Source organism: Mesorhizobium argentiipisi (SeqCode), assembly GCF_037179585.1.
Classification (GTDB): domain Bacteria; phylum Pseudomonadota; class Alphaproteobacteria; order Rhizobiales; family Rhizobiaceae; genus Mesorhizobium; species Mesorhizobium argentiipisi.
On sequence record NZ_JAPYKO010000001.1, the window covers coordinates 379,553 to 396,870 of the forward strand.

The following is a 17,318-nucleotide window of genomic DNA, read 5'->3' on the forward strand; positions in this document are numbered from 1 at the left end:
CTTAGACCTTCCCGCGCGACGGCTCAGCAACTCCCGCAAGGATGGAACTCAGGCTTTGAAGGCCTTCCTTCAACCGTTCGCGGTTGGGCATAGCGCCAAGCCCGGCGTGTAACCGCCGAACCGCTCCGATCTAAAGATCGATCCGGTATCTGAGGCTTTCCGCGCCGCCATAGGCGGCGACCTTGGCGAAGCGGCCGACAAGGATGCCGCCATTGGCGAGGATCACCTTCTGGGATGCAAGATTGCCGAGATCTGTGGTGATCTCGACATGGTCCAGGCCCACTGCCCTCGCCTCGTCGAGCATCAGCCGCAACGCTTCGGTGGCGTAACCGCGCCCCTCCTTCCACGGCACCACCGCATAGCCGATATGGCCAAGCACGTGCGGCGGCAGCGCCGATGTGCCTCTTTGCCAGCGCAGCCCTATCGAGCCGGCAACCTCGCCATCCCAGATCCAGCGCCGAAAGCCAGGCAGGCGCGGCACGCTTGATGGAGCGGAATATTTTCCCGGCGGGACAGTAGCCTCGCCTGACGTTTCAGATGATAGACGGGTGCGGAAAGCCGCATCGAAAAACCCTCCTGCCGCGAGCAGTCTTGGCAATCCCTCCTTATGCCTGGCGCTCAAACAGTTGGTCGGGTGATCGACTGCCCTGCATGAACGATGCTTTCCCGGTGGAGGGAGGAAGCGTGGGCGCGCCGGAATCAAATCATAGCTCAATCGAAGCGGGCCGAAAATCCGACCTCCAAAAGGTGTCGCTAAACTAGAAGTGTTTCGCCGATGGATGCGAGACCTTCTATGATCGGCCCGGGTGATTCACGCGGACGAGACATTTCGACAGGAGGGGCAAAGGTGCGGTTGAGATCTGTTCCGCTGGGCGCGGCTATCTTCTGTCTTGTTGCGGCCTTGGCCGCTTTGACGGCATCGGTCAGCTCATTCGCCGCTTTGCGGACGTCGACTATTCCCGACTGGCTGCAGCGCCATGTCGGCGATGGCGAGGGCCAGATCTCGCAGGTCGTGCTGGAGCGGGCCCGCGCGCTCTACCAGAAGAAAGTCAGCGAAGGTTCGGTCAGCAACCCCTGCTACTTCGCCATGGATGCGACGCGTCCCGGCGACCTCGGCAATAGCGCGCTTGGCCAGCGTTATTACGTCATCTGCGAGGCCAAGCAGCTCTTCCGCGCGATTTCCTCGGGCCATGGCGGCGGCCGCAACCTCAAGGGCTTTGCCGATTTCTCCAACGGCAGGCGCTGCGCGAAAAACTTCGGCAACGCGATGGACTCCGAGCTAACCGCCGGTGGCGCCTATATGACCGCGGAGGCCAAGACGTCCTTCAAGGGCTACTACCGTGTGGGCGCGCAGAACGCGGTGTTCATGCGCACCTTCATCCAGTTCGATGGCGAAGGCGAAGCGGCAAACGCCAGGCAGCGCGTGATCGGCGGCCATCCGGCTGCCTTGCTCAGGGGCATGTGCATGCGCAAGGACCCGAACAGCTCATACGCTGACCATGACGGCCTTGTCCCGTTCGGCAAGTTGGTGAACTATGCCGGCGGCCGCAGCAATGGCTGCACCAGCTGGTCGCCGGCCGATGCCGAGCAGATCATCCCCCTCGTGAAGAACAACCCGACGACGCTCTACATCTATCCGGAATCGCGCGACATCGCCGCTGTCGCGCGGGCCAAGGCTGCCGGCCAGGCGCTCTCAAGCGCGGGCACCTATTGGAACGCCTCCTGCCTGAAGGAGATCGGCACCCCCAAATTCTGGCCGAAGAAGATGCTGGAGCCGATCATCGCCCAGTACAAGAAGGACCATCCGGCGCCGCCGCCGCAGCCGGTGCCGATCTGCAAGAACTAAGGCTGTCCTCTATTGCAGCAGCCCCTTGATGATTGCGCTCGCCTTGGCGAAGTCCATCTGGCCGGCATATTTCTGCTTCAACGCGCCAATCACCTTGCCCATGTCCTTCTGGCTGGCGGCACCGGTCGCCGCGATCGCCTCGCGCGCTGCCGCCGTGATCGCCGCGTCGTCGAGCTGCGTCGGCAGGAACTCGCGGATGATCTCCATTTCGCCACGCTCCTGCGCCGCCAGTTCCGGCCGCTTGCCGTCTTCGAAGGCCTTGGCGGATTCCTCGCGCTGCTTCACCATCTTGGCGAGGATCTGGAGGATCTCGTCCTCGCTCGCCGGCGGCTTGCCGGCGCCGCGATTGGCGATGTCGCGGTCGTGGATAGCGGCCTGGATCAGCCGCAGCGTCGGCAGGCGGTGCTTGTCCTGCGCCTTCATCGCGCTCTTCATGGATTCGGCGATTTTCTCGCGCATCGTGCTTCTCCTTCGAATGCGGCGGACAATAGCTTTGCCGAACGGCCAACGCAAATCCCGCCAAGCCGCTGATATTGCTTGACGAAAGCAAATCGGCCGTGGTTCGGGGGCGGCGCATTGACCGCTCCCGCGCCTTCCCCTATGTACTGAGCCTCGCATGAACTGAAACTTTGGTTGCGCGCAGGCTCGCGAATTCGCTGCCGCGCGCCGTTTGTTGCGCGGATCGTCCCGCTTACGGGACAATTGCGAAACAGCCTCTAGGAGTGCCGCCATGGCCACGACCACCGCCCCCTGGGCCACCGAAAAGCCGACCGCCCTTCTGGTGCTTGCCGACGGCACGGTGATCGAAGGCCGCGGTCTCGGCGCCACCGGGTCGGCCGTTGCGGAAGTGTGCTTCAACACCGCGCTGACCGGTTACGAGGAAATCCTCACTGATCCGTCCTATGCCGGCCAGATCGTCACCTTCACCTTCCCGCATATCGGCAATGTCGGCACCAATGACGAAGACATCGAAGACCTTAACCCGGTAGCCCGCGCCGGCGCTGTCGGCGCCATCTTCAAGGCCAATGTCACCGACCCGTCCAACTATCGCGCCGCCGGCCATCTCGACCAATGGTTGAAGCGGCGCGGCATCGTCGCGCTGTCCGGCATCGACACCCGCGCGCTGACCGTGCTGATCCGCGAGAAGGGCATGCCCAATGCCGTCATCGCGCATGCGCCCGATGGCGTCTTCGACATCGAGGATTTGAAGCGGCAGGCGGCTGCCTGGTCAGGGCTGATCGGCCTCGATCTCGCCAAGGAGGTCACGTCGGGCCAGTCCTCGGTCTGGCGCGAGACGCCCTGGAACTGGAACGAGGGCTATGGCGAGCAGGACGCGCCGTCGATGCATGTCGTGGCCGTCGACTATGGCGTCAAGCGCAACATCCTGCGCCTGCTGGCAGGGCTCGGCGCCAAGGTCACCGTCGTGCCGGCTAAGACCGGTGCCGACGAGATCCTCGCGATGCAGCCGGACGGCATCTTCCTGTCGAACGGCCCCGGCGATCCGGAAGCGACCGGCGAATATGCCGTGCCGGTGATCCAGAACCTCTTGAAGACTGACATTCCGGTGTTCGGCATCTGCCTCGGCCATCAGATGCTGGCTCTGGCGCTCGGCGGCAAGACCGAGAAGATGCATCAGGGCCATCACGGCGCCAACCATCCGGTCAAGGACCACACCACCGGCAAGGTTGAGATCGTCTCAATGAACCACGGTTTCGCCGTCGATGCCGACTCGCTGCCCGAAGGCGTCGAAGAAACCCATGTCTCGCTCTTCGACGGCTCCAACTGCGGCATCGCGCTGACCGGCCGGCCGGTCTTCTCGGTTCAGCATCATCCCGAGGCCTCGCCCGGCCCACAGGATTCACATTACCTGTTCCGGCGCTTCGTCAACCTGATCCGCGAGCGGCGCGGCGAGGAAGCGCTGGCCGAACGCGCCTAGCCTAAACCATCAGCCTAAGCAGCGTCGGTCACCGCCGCTTCCTGCGCGTGCATGCGCTCGACTTCCTTCGGCGTCGGCTTGGCCACCTTAGTCACGAAGACGATCACCGCCAGCGTCAGGAAAATCGCGCCGAGCACATAGGGCGCGCCGCCGAACACGACCGGCGCGGTCGGGCTCGTGAACCATGAAAAGATCGCCGTGTAGAGCAGCGGCGTGATGATCGAGGTGATCGAGAAGATCGAGGTCATCGCGCCCTGCAATTCGCCCTGCGCCGAGGGCGGCACCTTGGCGGCGGCGAGGCTCCTGAGCGGCGGATCTGCGAGCGCTTCCAGGCAACCGGCCACGATCACCGCATAGATCATCCAGCCTTGCGTCGAAAACGCATAACCGAAGGCGCTGAGCGCGGTGAAGGTCAGCCCGATCGCCGCTGTCCTCCACTCGCCAAGTTTCGGAATGATCCGCGGCAGCACCGTCGCCATGATGATCGCCCCGCACAAGCCGAAGGCGCCGAGCGAGAAGCCGATCTGCTGCTGGTTCCAGCCATAGCGGTAGCTGGAGACGAACGCCCAGACCGCCGGATACATCATGTGGCCGAGCGTCATCAGGAAAAAGACCAGCCCGATCCAGCCGATGCCCGGATAATTGCGCATCTGCATGAGCGTGCCGACCGGATTGGCGCGCTTCCATTCGAAGGGCCGGCGGTGCTTTTCGTCCAGCGTTTCCGGCAGCAGGAACATCGCGATCAGGAAATTCACGAAGGCAAGTGCGGCAGCGAAATAGAACGGTACGCGCGGCCCGAACGTGCCGAGCAAACCGCCTAGCACCGGGCCAATGACGAAGCCGACGCCGAAGGCGATGCCAAGCAGGCCGAAATTCTTCGCCCGGTTCTCGTCGTTCGAGATGTCGGCGATGAAGGCGGACGTCGTCGAATAGCTGGCGCCGGAAATACCGGCGAGCACGCGGCCGATGAACAGCATCGGATAGGACCAGGCGATGGCGCAGATCAGGTTGTCGATCGAGAAGGTCAGCACCGAGGCAAGCAGGACCGGCCGGCGACCGAAGCGGTCGCTCAAGCCGCCGATGATCGGCGCGAAGAAGAACTGCATCGCAGCATAGACGAAGAACAGCCAGCCGCCCTCGATGGCGGCCTCGCTCACGCTGACGCCGCTCAACTCCACCAGATAGGCCGGCAGCACCGGCATGATGATGCCGAAGCCGATGACGTCGAGCAGCAGCGTCGTGAAAACGAGCGCAAGGCCCCGCCTGGCGGTTTTCGGGTCGATCATGGCGATAAGCTCCTCAGGCCGCCCGAGGCGGGAGGCAACTTATAGGCGACGTTGCCGGCAGGAACAATACGCGAACGAAGGCAAATGCCTTATCCTGACATCCCTTGCCAGCCGCCTTCGGTCGCGGATCGCCAGCGGAAAAGAGGTGGACGCGCCGCCTCAGATTGGGCCGCTCATCGTATTGCAGTCGGACAGCTTGCCACTCTTGAAGCCGCGTGCCAGCCACGTCTGCCGCTGCTGCGAGGTGCCATGGTTGAAGCTTTCCGGCACGACATAGCCCTGCATCCTCTTCTGCAGCGTATCGTCGCCGATCTGCTTGGCGGCGTTCAGCGCGCTTTCGATGTCGCCCTGCTCCAAGATGCCTTTTTGCCCGGTGTAATGGGCCCACACGCCGGCGAAGCAATCGGCCTGAAGCTCGATGCGTACCGAGAGCTGGTTGGCGTCGGCCTCGCTCATGCCTTGCCGCATCTGGTTGAACTTGCTCATGATGCCGGTGAGGTTCTGCACGTGGTGGCCAACCTCGTGCGCCACCACATAGGCGCGCGCGAACTCGCCGGAAGCGCCGAACTGCTGGTCAAGCTGCTGGAAGAAGGTCATGTCGAGATAGACCTTACGGTCGCCCGGGCAGTAGAATGGCCCGGCCGCCGCTGAGGCGAAGCCGCAGGCCGAGCGGACCTGGCCGCTGAACAGCACCAGCTTGGGATCTTCGTATGTCAGGCCCTGGGATTTGAAAATGCCGGTCCAGGTGTCCTCGGTGTCGGCAAGCACGGTCGCGACGAACTGCTTCATCTCGTCGTTGGCAGGCGAGCCGCCATTTTGCGAACCGGTGTCTTCAGTGATCTGGCCGCCGCCATCGCCCAGGATCTGCGATGGATCGAAGCCGAAATACCATCCTGCGAGCACGACCAGGATCACCAGGATGATGCTGCCGCCGCCACCGGTACGGCCGCCGATAGGGATGCGAAACTGGCCGTCACCGCCCAATCCGCCGCCAGGCCCGTTGTCGTTGCGGTCATCCTCGATGTTGTCGCTCTGACGACGGCCTCTCCAAAGCATGGCAAATCCTCGCAATGCGAATGTCCTGGAGGAACCGGCCCGCGACCGTCCCCTCCAGACAATTATCGCAACGAATACGTCAAGTCACAGTATTTTTCGCCAGGTCGGTACCGACACTTTGCGCCCTGCAGCGCTATCCTCGTACCGAGCCCGAACTCAGCGGGCCGAGGTCATCGCCCGGCGGAAAGCTTCCAGCGTTTCGGCGCTGACATGGTGCTCGATGCCTTCGGCGTCGATGCGCGCCGTCTCGGCGCTGACGCCCAACGAGCGCAGGAAGGCCTCCACAGTCTGGTGGCGGATGCGGCTTTCCTCGGCGACCTTGCGGCCGGACTCGGTCAGGAAAACGCCGCGATAGGGCTTCCGCGAGACCAGCCCGTCGGCGCACAGCCTTGTCAGCATCTTTGCCACCGTCGGCTGCGCGACGCCGAGCCTTGCCGCGATATCCACCTGCCGCGCCTCGTTGCCGTCCTCGATCAGGTCGGCGATCAGCTCGACATAGTCCTCGACCAGCGCGCTGCGGCGCGCCTCGCGCGTCTGCCGGAATCCTTCCGAATGGATTTCGGCATCGGGAAGCGGCTCTTCGCGTCGAACCGGTTTGTTCTTAAGCGCCAATATGCGCTCCTCCTGGCGTGTCCCAGAGCATGATGCCGAAAAGTGTGAAGGGGTTTTCGGACGACGCAATGCCCCTATCTCTTCGACTGAATCGGATCGTATCCATAACACGAACCCCTGATGGTCCGGCCGTTTATTTGCATTCCCGCCCGGGCGCAACCGGCGTTTGCGGTCGCCCGAGTCCAGACTTCCTCCGGCGCATCACGAAAGCATGATCAATGAAATATAGCCTATTGCATAATGTTGAGCCATGGCGTACATGAAAGGAACATTCGACAATACCGGCGGAAATCCCATGTCCGATGCCGATGCAGCAACCGTAGCCCGACCCGCATGGCGATTCGACAGGCTCGACGACGAGCAGCCCAGCCTGCGCGAGGTGAACGCTTCGATCGCGGTGCCACGAACCGGCGTCTGGTTCCGCCGCCTGTTTGCCTTCATGGGACCGGGCTATATGGTCTCGGTTGGCTACATGGATCCGGGCAACTGGGCGACCGATCTCGCGGGCGGCGCGCGGTTCGGCTACACGCTGCTTTTCATCATCATGCTGTCCAACCTGATGGCGATCCTGCTGCAGGCTCTTGCCGCGCGTCTTGGCATCGCCACCGGCCGCGACCTCGCCCAGGCCTGCCGCGCCTACTATCCGCGCCCTGTCAATCTGGTGCTCTGGATCGCCTGCGAGCTGGCGATCATCGCCTGCGACCTCGCCGAGGTGATCGGCACGGCGATCGCGCTGCAGCTTTTGTTCGGCATTCCGCTGATCGGCGGCGCCATGCTGACCGCGCTCGACGCCTTCCTGGTGCTTCTCTTGATGAACAAGGGCTTCCGCTATCTCGAAGCCTTCGTCATCGCGTTGCTGATCATAATCTTCGGCTGCTTTGCCATCCAGATCTTCGTCGCCGCGCCGCCGGCCGGCACGATCCTGCATTCGATGTTCGTGCCGTCGTCGCAGATCGTCACCAATCCGGCGATGCTCTACATCGCCATCGGCATCATCGGCGCCACCGTGATGCCGCATAACCTCTATCTGCACTCCTCGATCGTGCAGACCCGCGCCTATGAGCGCACCGACAGCGGCAAGCGCGACGCCATCAAATGGGCGACGACGGATTCGACCATCGCGCTGATCCTGGCGCTGTTCGTCAACGCGTCGATCCTGATCGTCGCGGCGGTCGCCTTCCACGATACTGGCCATCACGACGTTGCCGAGATCGGTCAGGCTTTCGAGCTGCTGTCACCGCTACTGGGCCTGAGCATCGCCTCGATCCTGTTCGCGGTCGCGCTGCTTGCCTCCGGCCTGAACTCGACCGTCACCGCGACGCTCGCCGGCCAGATCGTGATGGAAGGCTTTTTGCGGCTGCGCATCCCGCAATGGGCGCGGCGCCTTTTGACGCGCGGTATCGCCATCGTTCCGGTGGTGGTCATCACCGCGCTCTATGGCGAGAAGGGCACGGCCGAGCTGCTTGTGTTCAGCCAGGTGGTGCTGTCGATGCAACTGCCCTTCGCCGTCATCCCGCTGGTGCAGTTCGTGTCCGACCGCAAGAAGATGGGCAGTTTCGCCATACCGCTTGCCGTCGCGGTCCTGGCCTGGGCGGTGGCCGCAATCATCCTCGTTCTCAACGTCAAGCTGCTCTACGACACCTTCGCCGGCTGACCGCGACATTCCAGCCGGACGCGCTATCTTGGCGCTATGGCCAAACCGGACGAAGCCCGCAGATTCTACGCCAGGCTGATGGCTGCGCAGGCCCGGTCGGCGGATCCGCGCATCGAGGAGGTGTTCGCCTCGGTACCGCGTGAGGCGTTCCTGGGTCCGGGACCATGGACCATCTTTGCCGGCGAAGGCCGCTTCGAGACGCCGAGCGCCGATCCTGGCTACATCTACCAGAATGTCCTCGTCGTGCTCGATGCCGACAAGGGCATCAACAATGGCGAGCCGGCACTGCATGCCATGTGGATCGGCAAGGTCGAGCCGAAACCTGGCGAGGCCGTCACCCATATCGGCGCCGGCACCGGCTATTACACGGCGCTGCTGGCGAGACTGGTCGAGCCGGGCGGCAGCGTCACCGCCTTCGAGATCGAGGCCAACCTTGCCGCGCGCGCCAAAGCAAACCTTTCCCGATACGCCAACGTCGAAATTATCCAGGGCGACGCTGTCGCCAAGCCGCTGCCGCCCTCCGACATCATCTATGTCAATGCCGGCGTCGTCGCGCCGCCCACCGCATGGCTGAAAGCGCTGAAACCCTACGGCCGCATGATCTTTCCCTGGCGCCCTTCCGAAACTGTCGGCCTCGCGGTCCTCATAACCCGCCTGGAAAACGGCCTTGCTTGCCGGCCCTTCATGGGCTCCTGGTTCATACCTTGCGTCGGCGCCTCCACAGCCGAGCCGGGCGCGAAAATACCGACGCGCGAGCGCGCCGCGCGCACCCGCTCGATCTGGCTGAGGAAAGACAAGGCGCCCGACCGCACCGCCACCGCCGTCTTCGGCGATGTCTGGTTCTCGTCACGCACCATTCGCGCCGACAACACGCGCTAGAAATTCGCGGGGCCGTGTCGGAAAGCGGACTTGCCGTCCGTCCTTGGAGCAATTCCAGGAAAAGGCAGAAATCCGGCCGTGACGGCGCGGATCAGGGAAAAGGAGAAGACAGATGCGCAAGATCATCGCCGCCACGTTCGTCAGCCTCGACGGCGTCATGCAGGCGCCGGGCGGGCCGGAAGAAGATCCGGTCGGCGGCTTCAAATTCGGTGGCTGGACCTTCCATTATTTTGACGAGGTGGCAGGCGCGGCCATGGAGGAACTGTTCTCCAAACCGTTCGACCTGCTGCTCGGCCGCAGAACCTACGACATCTTCGCCGCGTACTGGCCGTATCAGAACGACGCCATCGCCGACGTCTTCAATCCAGCGACCAAATATGTGGCGACGCATCGGCCGGATTCGCTGACCTGGCAGAACACGCAGTCGCTTGGGGCCGATATCGTTGCAAGGCTTGAGGAACTCAAGCAGGAAGACGGGCCGGACCTGCTCATCCAAGGATCGGGCAATCTGATCCAGACCCTGCTCGCCAACGGGTTGATCGACGAGATCCGGCTGATGACCTTCCCGCTGCTGCTGGGCAAGGGTAAGCGGCTGTTCGGCGACAACGCGATGCCTGCGGCCTTCAGGCTCGTCAAATCGCAAACTTCCACCACCGGCGTCATCATGGCGACCTACGAGCGCGGAGGGGAAATCCGTACGGGCTCGTTTGCCCAGCAGGAGCCTTCGCAAGCCGAGCTCGAACGGCGAAGGAACTGGAAGTAACACAAGGCTGTCGCGCGGCGGGCCAGACCTGCCGCGCATTGACTCTCTTTCGAACGACGATTGAACGGTCAGGAGCCGCCGATGATGCCCACCATCACCGCCTTTGAACGATCGCCCGATGGCGGCAGGGGACTGGCGCGCGACATGCACGTGCGCTGGGCGCTCGAGGAAGTCGGTCAGCCCTATGATGTTCGCCTCGTTTCGTTCGATGCGATGAAGCAACGCGCGCATCTTGCGATCAATCCATTCGGCAGTATCCCGACCTACGAAGAAGGCGATCTCGCTCTGTTCGAGTCGGGCGCGATCGTCCTCCACATCGCGGTGCGTCACGCGGGCCTGTTGCCCGATGATGCGAACGCCCGGGCGCGCGCGGTCGCCTGGATATTCGCCGCGTACAGCACAGTGGAGCCGCCGATCCTCGAGCGCGCAACCGCCGTGATCCTCGAGCGCGATGCGCCGTGGCACGATGAGCGCCTGCCCCTGGTCGATGACCGGATCCGCAAGCGGTTGGCCGAGCTCTCCCGCCATCTCGGCGATTGCGACTGGCTCGAGGGCGCCTTCAGCGCCGGCGACCTTGTCATGGTGGGCGTGCTGCGCCGGCTGCAGAGATCGGGACTGCTGAACGAATTCCCGAACGTTGCCGCCTATGTCGCCCGCGGCGAGGCGCGGCCGGCCTTCAAGCGCGCTTTCGATGCGCAATTGGCGGTCGCCATGGCGGCATCGAATGGCTGACCGGCGGTGGCGTCACGCCGCCTGCCGATAGCGGGAAAGACCCTCGCGGATATGGCTGGCAAAAGCCTTTGCGGCTGGCGCAGCGGCATGTTTCGGCAGATGCAGGTTGACGGAGAAATTCGGCAGCGGCGGAAGACCGGCATCGGAGAGGATGTCGAGATCGGCCGGAACCGTCGAAGCAAGCCACGCGGTCACGGCAAGGTCCGAGCGCACCGTCGCGGTCGTGGCATCGATGTTGCCGTTCTCGAACACGGTGCGCCAGTCGAGCCCATGCTCGCCAAGCGCGGCGAGCACCGCCGGCCGGAAGGCGCAGGTGTCGGCGACGATCGAAACCGGCAGCGGCCGCTTCTGGCGTGCCGTCCCGCCCCTAGCGCCGACCCAGACCAGCCGGTCGACGAGCAGGCATTCGCCCACCGTCGGGCCGACGCGCTCCTCGATGACGGCAAGGTCGACGGTGCCCGCCGCCAGGGCCGCCGCGAGTTCCGGCGAAGAAGCGCAGACCAGCGAAATCTCCACCTGCGGATAGGCTTCGGCATAGGCCTTCAGCACGGGCGCGAGCAGCGTGCCGACGAGGTCGTAAGGCACGCCGAGCCGCACCTGCCCGGCAACCGCCCTTCCCCTGATCTCGGTGAGGATCTCGTCATTGAGCTGCAGCAGGCGGCGGGCTTTGTCGAGCAGCCGTTCGCCGGAGCGCGTCAGCCTCAGGCCGCGGCGGTCGCGCTCGAACAGGCTCTGGCCGAGCACCTCCTCCAGTCGCTTGACCTGCTGGCTGACGGCGCCTTGCGTCAGGTGAAGCGCATTGGCGGCCGCCGTCATGCTGGCCTTATCGGCCGTGGTGACGAAGGTGCGGATGAGGGTCGTGTCGAGGTCGCGGATCATGATCTGCATTATAATTGTTAATGCAAATCATATCAAACATTGCATTTACTGATGCCGCCAAGCGCCTCAGCATGCCTGCTCCTCGATGGGAAGCCCGCATGTCCGACACCATCATCCCGCTGGTCCTGTTCGCGCTGATCTCCACCTCGACGCCTGGCATCGCCACGACATTGTCGACCGCGTCCGGCGCACAATTCGGCTTTCGCCGTTCGGTGCCGCTGATGGCCGGCAGCGCCGCGGGGCTGGCTACCGTGGCCGCCGCGGGCGCGGCAGGCCTGGCTGGACTTCTGGCCGCCATTCCATCCCTGCAGCTTGCCATGAAGATCGCGGGCTCGCTCTATCTGATCTGGCTGGCGATCAAGATCGGCCGCAGCGGTCCACCCAATCTCGATATCAGCATGGCCAAGCCGAACAGCTTTTTCGGCGGCGCCGGCATCCAGTGGATGAATCCGAAAGGCTGGGCCATGGGGCTCGGCGCCGCCGCATCCTTCGCGGCCCTGGCGGATGGTCCGTTGCAGCTCGCGCTGCTGCTGGGCGCCGTGTTCGGGCTGGCCGCAGCGTTCTCGCTGTCGCTGTGGTGCGTGGCGGGAACCCTGCTTGCCCGCCTGCTCAAGACGGAGCGCCAGTGGCGCGCGCTCAACATCGTGCTCGGCCTTTTGCTGGCCGCCTCGATCCTGCAGATGTGGCGGCCAGCTTGAGAGAAGTTAGACGGCGTAGCGCGCCGCGGGCTTGCCGGAGAACAGGCTACCGTAGAACTGGTCGCGCGCGCCGAGATAGGCATCCAGCCCAGCCGCGTCGGCAAGGCCGGGCGCGGTGACGGTCTCGCCCTGGGCGAACCCGGCAAGCGCCGCGTCGACCAGATCGTCGGCGCTCATGATCCAGTCCGGATTGATCCCGTCGAGGCTGATACCGGAGACGTCCCACAACTCGGTGCGGACCGGTCCGGGCACGACGGACTGGACTTTCACATTGGTGCCGGCGACTTCCTTCTGCAGCGCTTCCGTGAAGTTGGCGACATAGGCCTTGGTGCCGCTGTAGATGCCGCCGACGGCGATGCCATAGGCAACGACCGAGGCGATGTTGATGATCGCGCCGCGATTGCGCGCAAGCAGGCCGGGCAGCACCGCGCGGGTCAGCCGGGTCAGCGCCACGACATTGACCTTGATCATCCGCTCGGCCGCGTCGGCATCGGCGTCGGCGATCGTCTCCAGGCCACCCACGCCGGCATTGTTGACCAACAGCGTCACGCTGTCATCCGCCGCCACCGCCTGCTCGACGCGGCGCAAATCGGCATCGACCGCAAGGTCGGCGATGATCGTCTCGACCTTGCGGCCATAGGCATAGGCCAGCTTGTCCGCCAACTCCCGCAGCCGGTCGGCGCGCCGCGCCACCAGCACCAGATCGTATCCCTGCCCTGCCAGCCGGTCTGCATAGACCGCGCCTATGCCCGACGATGCGCCGGTAATGACGGCCGTGCCCTTATTGTCCGTGCTCATTGTCCTGTTCCTTTGTTCGCTTCGCTTGCCCAGCGCCGACCATCAGATCATCTGCCAGGCTTCTGATCTTAATTAGTGGCATATGCCACTGTCTGCGAAGTAGGTATATGCCACTATCTTGTCAACGGCGGCGGCAAAAACTATTTCTGCGGCAGGCTGGCGCGTCGACCCGCCGGCGAGGAGTGATCATGACCGAAGCTGGGAAGCCAGGATTCAGCGACTGCAACAACGCCACGCTGCGCCGTGCCGCGCGCAGTCTCGGCCGCTTCTACGACGACGCGCTGGCGCCTTCGGGCCTGAAGAGCACGCAGTTCGGGCTGCTATTTCAGATCCACATCAGCGACGAGCCGGCGATGGGCGCCATCGCCGAAGCGCTGATCATGGACCTCTCGGCGCTCGGCCACACGCTGAAGCCGCTGATCCGCGACGGCTATGTCGAGACCTTTCCCGACAAGGACGACCGCCGCGTCAAGCGCGTGCGGCTGACGCCGCAAGGCCAGGCCAAGCTCGACGAGGCGCTCAAGCTCTGGAGCGTCGCGCAACGGCAGTTCGAGGACAAGGTTGGCGCGGAGCAGGCGGCAAAGCTGCGCGCGGCGCTGGACGCGGTGGCTGATCTCGATCTGGGAATGCCGACGGTCGCTCCTTCGAGCTGAGGAGGCTGGCCGTCAACCAAGCTTTGACTGGTTATTCGGCGGGCATCGCCACGGGGCGGGCCAACATCCGGCCGGCAAGCACGACGCCCAGCCCGACGATCGGGAACACGGCGGCGACGAGGCCGAGATCGGCCGGGGCGCCGAAGCGCAGCACCGCGGCTCCGACCACCGCGCCCAGCGCGACGCCGAGATAGAGCGCCGAGGCGTTGAGGGACAAGACGATCGGCGCGGCATCCGGCGCGATCTTATGATGCGGCTCGCCTGCGCCGGCGGGAAGGCCCAGCCGACAATGCCCCACGGCACCATCATACCCATCAGCGCCGGCCCGGCGATCGACTGCGGCAGGAGGGCCGGGATCAGCGAGAAGGTGGCGAGCATCGCGGCCGACAGCGCCAGCGACCAGGCGACGGTTCGGGTGGCGCCGAAGCGGTCGGCGGCCTGCCCGCCGGCGATGTTGCCGATGACGGCGCCGACGCCGAAGGCGAGCAGCATGCCCGGCAGCGCGATCGGGGAGAGCCCGCCGCTTTCAATGGCCAAGGGCGCGATAAAGGCAAAGACGGTGAAGGCTCCGATCAGAGCCAGCACCGTGGTCAGCAGGATGGGCATCACGCCGGGCCGCACTGCCGCCGCCAGCCGCGCCCTCAGCGGCAGCTTGGTGCCGACGATGCCGCGCGGCAACCGGTACCAGAGGATCGCGCCGGCCAGCGCGCCGAGCCCGGCGATGGCGAAGAAAGTGCCGCGCCAGCCGGCGATCGCCGCGACCAGCGCGCCGAGCGGCGCGCCGACCGCGACGGCCACCGTGGTGCCGCCGACGACGACGGCGATGGCGCGTGCCCGGTGGTGGTCGTCGACCAGCGCCACCGCCGTGCCTTGCGCGGTCGCCGCGAACAGGCCGGACGACAGCGCCATGACGATGCGGGCGATCAAAAGCAGCTCGAAGGACGAACTGAGCGCGGCAGCAACATTACCAAGGACGAAGAACACCAGCGTCCACAAGATGACGCGCCGCCGGTCCCATTCGCCGGTCAGCGTCGCCAGCACCGGCGCGCCGATCGCATAGGCGAGCGCGAAGGCGGTGATCAGCGAGCCGGCGAGCGGCACGGATATGCCGGCGTCAGTGGCGATATCGGGAAGAAGGCTGGAGATGACGAAGCCTTCGGTCGAGATCGCGAACGATCCGAGCGCAAGCCAGAAGATCCGCTTGTCCATGGGGAACTGTCCTTAGTTCAAAAGTTATTGAACAATTGGACATAACAGTGCATGATGTCAACCGAGCCGGGAGTAAATAGCTGAACCCTGCTGACAGCCCTGTGTCAGGACGGGGCCGAAAGGAAGAGGCTATGTCTGTCGGCAGAAAAGGAAGCCGCGTTGAAGTTCGTGCCGTTTGTGCTTAATTCTGGGCCATGAGCCTGCCCCATCCAACCGCCGACCAGATCAGCCTGCCGATCGTGCTCGCCGTGCTCGGCGATCCGACCCGGCTTGCCATCGTGCGCTATCTGGCTCGCAAGGAAGGCGTGCCGCTGAACTGCAGCAAGTTCCTCGACCTCGCCTCCAAGACCAATCTCAGCTACCACCTCGCCAAGCTGCGCGAGGCGGGCGTCACCCGCAGCGAGGCGGTCGGCACCAGCCGGCTGATCACGCTGCGCCGCGACGACCTCGACAAGCGCTTCCCCGGCCTGCTCGACAGCGTGATTGCCGCGGCTGACGGCGACTCCGCTTTGCCCGCGGTCGGCACGTCCGAGATGGAAGTGGACGCCTGATTGCGGCGCTGACGAAATTGCCTGTCATGGAGCTCTCATGCGCATCGCTGTAGTGGCCGACATCCACGGCAACGTGCTCGCCTTGGAGGCAGTGCTCGACGATCTGAACCAGCGGGGTGGCGCCGACATCATCGTCAATCTCGGCGACTGCGTCTCCGGCCCGCTCTGGCCGCGCGAGACGATGGAACGTTTGCAGGCGCTCAACCTGCCGACGGTGCGCGGCAATCACGACCGCCGCGTCGCGCAGGACGTGGCCGATAAAGCCATGTGGCCGTCCGATCGCTACGCCCAGGAACGGCTGACCGCGCCGCAGCGCGAGGCGTTGCTCGCCCTGCCGCTCACATTGGAGATCGTGCCCGGCGTCGTCGCCTTCCACGCCCGCCCGGACCATGACGAAAAATATCTTGCCGACGCAATTGTCGACGGCCAGTTGCTGCGCGCCCCGCTCGCCGCGATCAGGCGCCGGCTGAAGTCGCTCGATCCGGCCTGCCGCCTCGTGCTGTGCGGCCACAGCCACCGCAACGAGCTGATCCGCATCCCCGACGGCCCGGTCATCTTCAATCCCGGCAGCGTCGGCTGCCCCGCCTATGAGGATGACACGGCGCCGGCGCATGTCTCCGAGCAAGGCTCGCCGCACGCCCGCTACGGCATCGTCGAGTTGAACGTGCCCGGCCGCGCCGACCGCTTCGAGGCGGTCGCCGTCGACTACGACCATGAAGCCGCAGCAAAGCAGGCCGAACAGGCGGGACGGCCGGAATGGGCAAACGCGCTGCGGACCGGGTTTATGAGGATTGAACGGAGTTCATATCCCGATCGAGCGGAGCCTATGCATGAAGCGCAAGGTTAGGCTCCCATCGACGCTGTTCTTCGTCGCTCCATTGCTGGTGGCAGCCCTGCCGGCCATGGCCCAGGATGCGCCGGGACCGATCGTATCGATCATCGGTGGCCTCGCGCCGGATGATCTCCTCAACATCCGCGCCACCGCTTCAGCAAGTGGGAGGGTGGCGGCGCGGCTGCCCAACGGCACCGCCGTGAAGAATTACGGCTGCAAGACCGTCAACAACTATCCATGGTGCAAGGTCGAGGACACGCAGGACGCCCACATAACCGGCTGGGCGCCGGCCCGCTATCTCAGCCCCGCCAATCCGGCGCCGGCCCCTGAAGATGCAGCAGCGCCGGCCACGGACGCCAGCCTGCCACGGGAAGCCAACGCGCCCGAGCCTTCCGAAGAACCGCAGCCGGACATCGCGGCGCGCCTGGGCCGCAGCGAGCCGGCCACTCCGCCGACGCCAGTCGATATCAGCGCGATCGCGATGCAGGATGCCTACGCCCTCGCCTTCGCCGCCTCGGCAACGGCTCAATCCGACGCCCCCGCCCCAGACGCCGGCGGCGGCATCCCCTGCGCCCGCCACGTCGGCCAGCCGATGACCCGCTGCGAAATCAGTGTCGCGCATGAGGGCGGCGACAGCGTCGTGACCGTGACCTGGCCGGACGGCGGCACGCGCCTCATCAATTTCCACGACGGCAAGCCCGCCGGCTCCGACTCCTCCGACGAATTCCGCTTCACCCGCGAAGGCAGCCTCAACATGATCCGCATTGGCGTTTCCGAGCGCTTCGAGATCACCGACGCGCTGGCGTTGGGTACTGATACAGGGGAATAAGCAGTAGGGCAGTAAGGCAATAGGGAAGAGAGGCCGCTACTGCCCTACTCCCTCATTTTCGGGGTTACATCCGCCAAAACTCTTCCCTATAAGGCCCTCCTAGCC

General features: G+C 64.7%; 18 protein-coding genes and 2 pseudogenes. 11 read left to right on the top strand and 9 right to left on the bottom strand.

What is annotated here, in order from left to right:
- Positions 1-130 precede the first annotated feature (130 nt).
- Together O7A05_RS01715 and O7A05_RS01720 are read right to left on the bottom strand one after the other, a co-directional pair.
- Positions 131-481 carry a GNAT family N-acetyltransferase gene (locus O7A05_RS01715; RefSeq protein WP_415926939.1) on the bottom strand — a complete coding sequence of 117 codons (351 nt, stop codon included), beginning with the start codon at positions 479-481 and terminating at the stop codon, positions 131-133.
- Positions 481-564 (bottom strand): annotated as a pseudogene (locus O7A05_RS01720) (DNA helicase); the annotation flags it as partial. The pseudogene O7A05_RS01720 and the gene O7A05_RS01715, both read right to left, overlap by 1 nt.
- Positions 565-847: 283 nt before the next feature.
- Here O7A05_RS01720 and O7A05_RS01725 point away from each other — a divergent pair.
- Positions 848-1,846, top strand: coding sequence for a hypothetical protein (locus O7A05_RS01725; protein WP_337091211.1), 999 nt, complete (start codon positions 848-850; stop codon positions 1,844-1,846).
- A 9-nt stretch (positions 1,847-1,855) separates the two neighbouring features.
- Here the strand turns inward: O7A05_RS01725 and O7A05_RS01730 are convergent, their stop codons facing one another.
- Entirely contained in the window at positions 1,856-2,305 is a 450-nt protein-coding gene (locus O7A05_RS01730; protein WP_337091212.1) for a GatB/YqeY domain-containing protein, read from the bottom strand.
- Between the two features lie 271 nt (positions 2,306-2,576).
- Between O7A05_RS01730 and carA the strand changes: the two genes are divergently transcribed.
- Positions 2,577-3,782, top strand: coding sequence for a glutamine-hydrolyzing carbamoyl-phosphate synthase small subunit (carA, locus tag O7A05_RS01735; RefSeq protein WP_337091213.1), 1,206 nt, complete (start codon positions 2,577-2,579; stop codon positions 3,780-3,782).
- A gap of 14 nt (positions 3,783-3,796) precedes the next feature.
- Here the strand turns inward: carA and O7A05_RS01740 are convergent, their stop codons facing one another.
- From O7A05_RS01740 to mntR, 3 genes are all read right to left on the bottom strand, one after another.
- Positions 3,797-5,068 (bottom strand): TCR/Tet family MFS transporter, encoded by a 1,272-nt coding sequence (locus tag O7A05_RS01740; RefSeq protein WP_337091214.1) that lies wholly within the window; start codon positions 5,066-5,068, stop codon positions 3,797-3,799.
- Positions 5,069-5,227: 159 nt separating this feature from the next.
- A complete protein-coding gene (ypfJ, locus tag O7A05_RS01745; protein WP_337091215.1) occupies positions 5,228-6,124 on the bottom strand; it encodes a KPN_02809 family neutral zinc metallopeptidase in 897 nt (298 codons plus the stop codon).
- Between the two features lie 156 nt (positions 6,125-6,280).
- On the bottom strand, positions 6,281-6,736 hold the full coding sequence (gene mntR, locus O7A05_RS01750; protein WP_337091216.1) for a manganese-binding transcriptional regulator MntR: 456 nt from the start codon (positions 6,734-6,736) through the stop codon (positions 6,281-6,283).
- A 295-nt stretch (positions 6,737-7,031) separates the two neighbouring features.
- Here mntR and O7A05_RS01755 point away from each other — a divergent pair, with 295 nt between their 5' ends.
- The 4 genes from O7A05_RS01755 to O7A05_RS01770 all read left to right on the top strand — a co-directional run bounded on the left by O7A05_RS01755 (position 7,032) and on the right by O7A05_RS01770 (position 10,764).
- Positions 7,032-8,390, top strand: coding sequence for an Nramp family divalent metal transporter (locus tag O7A05_RS01755; RefSeq protein WP_337091217.1), 1,359 nt, complete (start codon positions 7,032-7,034; stop codon positions 8,388-8,390).
- A gap of 78 nt (positions 8,391-8,468) precedes the next feature.
- Positions 8,469-9,269 (top strand): protein-L-isoaspartate O-methyltransferase family protein, encoded by an 801-nt coding sequence (locus O7A05_RS01760; protein WP_415926940.1) that lies wholly within the window; start codon positions 8,469-8,471, stop codon positions 9,267-9,269.
- 112 nt (positions 9,270-9,381) lie between these two features.
- Entirely contained in the window at positions 9,382-10,032 is a 651-nt protein-coding gene (locus O7A05_RS01765) for a dihydrofolate reductase family protein (protein ID WP_337091219.1), read from the top strand.
- Between the two features lie 81 nt (positions 10,033-10,113).
- Positions 10,114-10,764 carry a glutathione S-transferase family protein gene (locus tag O7A05_RS01770; RefSeq protein ID WP_337091220.1) on the top strand — a complete coding sequence of 217 codons (651 nt, stop codon included), beginning with the start codon at positions 10,114-10,116 and terminating at the stop codon, positions 10,762-10,764.
- A 12-nt stretch (positions 10,765-10,776) separates the two neighbouring features.
- Here the strand turns inward: O7A05_RS01770 and O7A05_RS01775 are convergent, their stop codons facing one another.
- On the bottom strand, positions 10,777-11,652 hold the full coding sequence (locus O7A05_RS01775) for a LysR family transcriptional regulator (protein WP_415926941.1): 876 nt from the start codon (positions 11,650-11,652) through the stop codon (positions 10,777-10,779).
- A gap of 89 nt (positions 11,653-11,741) precedes the next feature.
- Between O7A05_RS01775 and O7A05_RS01780 the strand changes: the two genes are divergently transcribed.
- Positions 11,742-12,341, top strand: a complete 600-nt coding sequence (locus O7A05_RS01780; RefSeq protein WP_337091221.1) for a LysE family translocator — start codon at positions 11,742-11,744, stop codon at positions 12,339-12,341.
- 6 nt (positions 12,342-12,347) lie between these two features.
- Here O7A05_RS01780 and O7A05_RS01785 read toward each other — a convergent pair whose 3' ends face one another.
- On the bottom strand, positions 12,348-13,139 hold the full coding sequence (locus tag O7A05_RS01785) for an SDR family NAD(P)-dependent oxidoreductase (RefSeq protein ID WP_337091222.1): 792 nt from the start codon (positions 13,137-13,139) through the stop codon (positions 12,348-12,350).
- 188 nt (positions 13,140-13,327) lie between these two features.
- Here O7A05_RS01785 and O7A05_RS01790 point away from each other — a divergent pair, with 188 nt between their 5' ends.
- Complete coding sequence (locus O7A05_RS01790) at positions 13,328-13,792, top strand: MarR family winged helix-turn-helix transcriptional regulator (RefSeq protein ID WP_337091223.1); 465 nt, start codon at positions 13,328-13,330, stop codon at positions 13,790-13,792.
- A gap of 31 nt (positions 13,793-13,823) precedes the next feature.
- Here the strand turns inward: O7A05_RS01790 and O7A05_RS01795 are convergent.
- A pseudogene (locus O7A05_RS01795) lies at positions 13,824-15,001 on the bottom strand (MFS transporter).
- 194 nt (positions 15,002-15,195) lie between these two features.
- Between O7A05_RS01795 and O7A05_RS01800 the strand changes: the two are divergent.
- Genes O7A05_RS01800 through O7A05_RS01810 form a run of 3 tightly spaced genes read left to right on the top strand, consistent with a single transcriptional unit; the run spans position 15,196 to position 17,213 of the window.
- Entirely contained in the window at positions 15,196-15,552 is a 357-nt protein-coding gene (locus tag O7A05_RS01800; protein WP_224517613.1) for an ArsR/SmtB family transcription factor, read from the top strand.
- A gap of 37 nt (positions 15,553-15,589) precedes the next feature.
- Complete coding sequence (locus tag O7A05_RS01805; protein WP_337091224.1) at positions 15,590-16,399, top strand: metallophosphoesterase family protein; 810 nt, start codon at positions 15,590-15,592, stop codon at positions 16,397-16,399.
- The gene (locus tag O7A05_RS01810) at positions 16,383-17,213 is read left to right on the top strand and encodes an SH3 domain-containing protein (RefSeq protein WP_337091225.1); all 831 of its coding nucleotides are present in this window, start codon (positions 16,383-16,385) and stop codon (positions 17,211-17,213) included. The genes O7A05_RS01805 and O7A05_RS01810 overlap by 17 nt, the downstream gene beginning before the upstream one ends.
- The last annotated feature ends 105 nt before the right edge of the window (positions 17,214-17,318 follow it).

Excerpts from the sequence above, each read along its gene's own strand:
- O7A05_RS01810 (WP_337091225.1), top strand. The coding sequence starts at position 16,383 with ATGAAGCGCAAGGTTAGGCTCCCATCGACGCTGTTCTTCGTCGCTCCA.
- O7A05_RS01760 (WP_415926940.1), top strand. The coding sequence starts at position 8,469 with ATGGCTGCGCAGGCCCGGTCGGCGGATCCGCGCATCGAGGAGGTGTTC.
- O7A05_RS01785 (WP_337091222.1), bottom strand. The coding sequence starts at position 13,139 with ATGAGCACGGACAATAAGGGCACGGCCGTCATTACCGGCGCATCGTCG.
- O7A05_RS01765 (WP_337091219.1), top strand. The coding sequence starts at position 9,382 with ATGCGCAAGATCATCGCCGCCACGTTCGTCAGCCTCGACGGCGTCATG.
- O7A05_RS01755 (WP_337091217.1), top strand. The coding sequence starts at position 7,032 with ATGTCCGATGCCGATGCAGCAACCGTAGCCCGACCCGCATGGCGATTC.
- ypfJ (WP_337091215.1), bottom strand. The coding sequence starts at position 6,124 with ATGCTTTGGAGAGGCCGTCGTCAGAGCGACAACATCGAGGATGACCGC.
- O7A05_RS01780 (WP_337091221.1), top strand. The coding sequence starts at position 11,742 with ATGTCCGACACCATCATCCCGCTGGTCCTGTTCGCGCTGATCTCCACC.
- O7A05_RS01790 (WP_337091223.1), top strand. The coding sequence starts at position 13,328 with ATGACCGAAGCTGGGAAGCCAGGATTCAGCGACTGCAACAACGCCACG.
- O7A05_RS01800 (WP_224517613.1), top strand. The coding sequence starts at position 15,196 with ATGAGCCTGCCCCATCCAACCGCCGACCAGATCAGCCTGCCGATCGTG.
- O7A05_RS01775 (WP_415926941.1), bottom strand. The coding sequence starts at position 11,652 with ATGCAGATCATGATCCGCGACCTCGACACGACCCTCATCCGCACCTTC.
- O7A05_RS01740 (WP_337091214.1), bottom strand. The coding sequence starts at position 5,068 with ATGATCGACCCGAAAACCGCCAGGCGGGGCCTTGCGCTCGTTTTCACG.
- O7A05_RS01730 (WP_337091212.1), bottom strand. The coding sequence starts at position 2,305 with ATGCGCGAGAAAATCGCCGAATCCATGAAGAGCGCGATGAAGGCGCAG.
- carA (WP_337091213.1), top strand. The coding sequence starts at position 2,577 with ATGGCCACGACCACCGCCCCCTGGGCCACCGAAAAGCCGACCGCCCTT.
- O7A05_RS01805 (WP_337091224.1), top strand. The coding sequence starts at position 15,590 with ATGCGCATCGCTGTAGTGGCCGACATCCACGGCAACGTGCTCGCCTTG.
- O7A05_RS01770 (WP_337091220.1), top strand. The coding sequence starts at position 10,114 with ATGATGCCCACCATCACCGCCTTTGAACGATCGCCCGATGGCGGCAGG.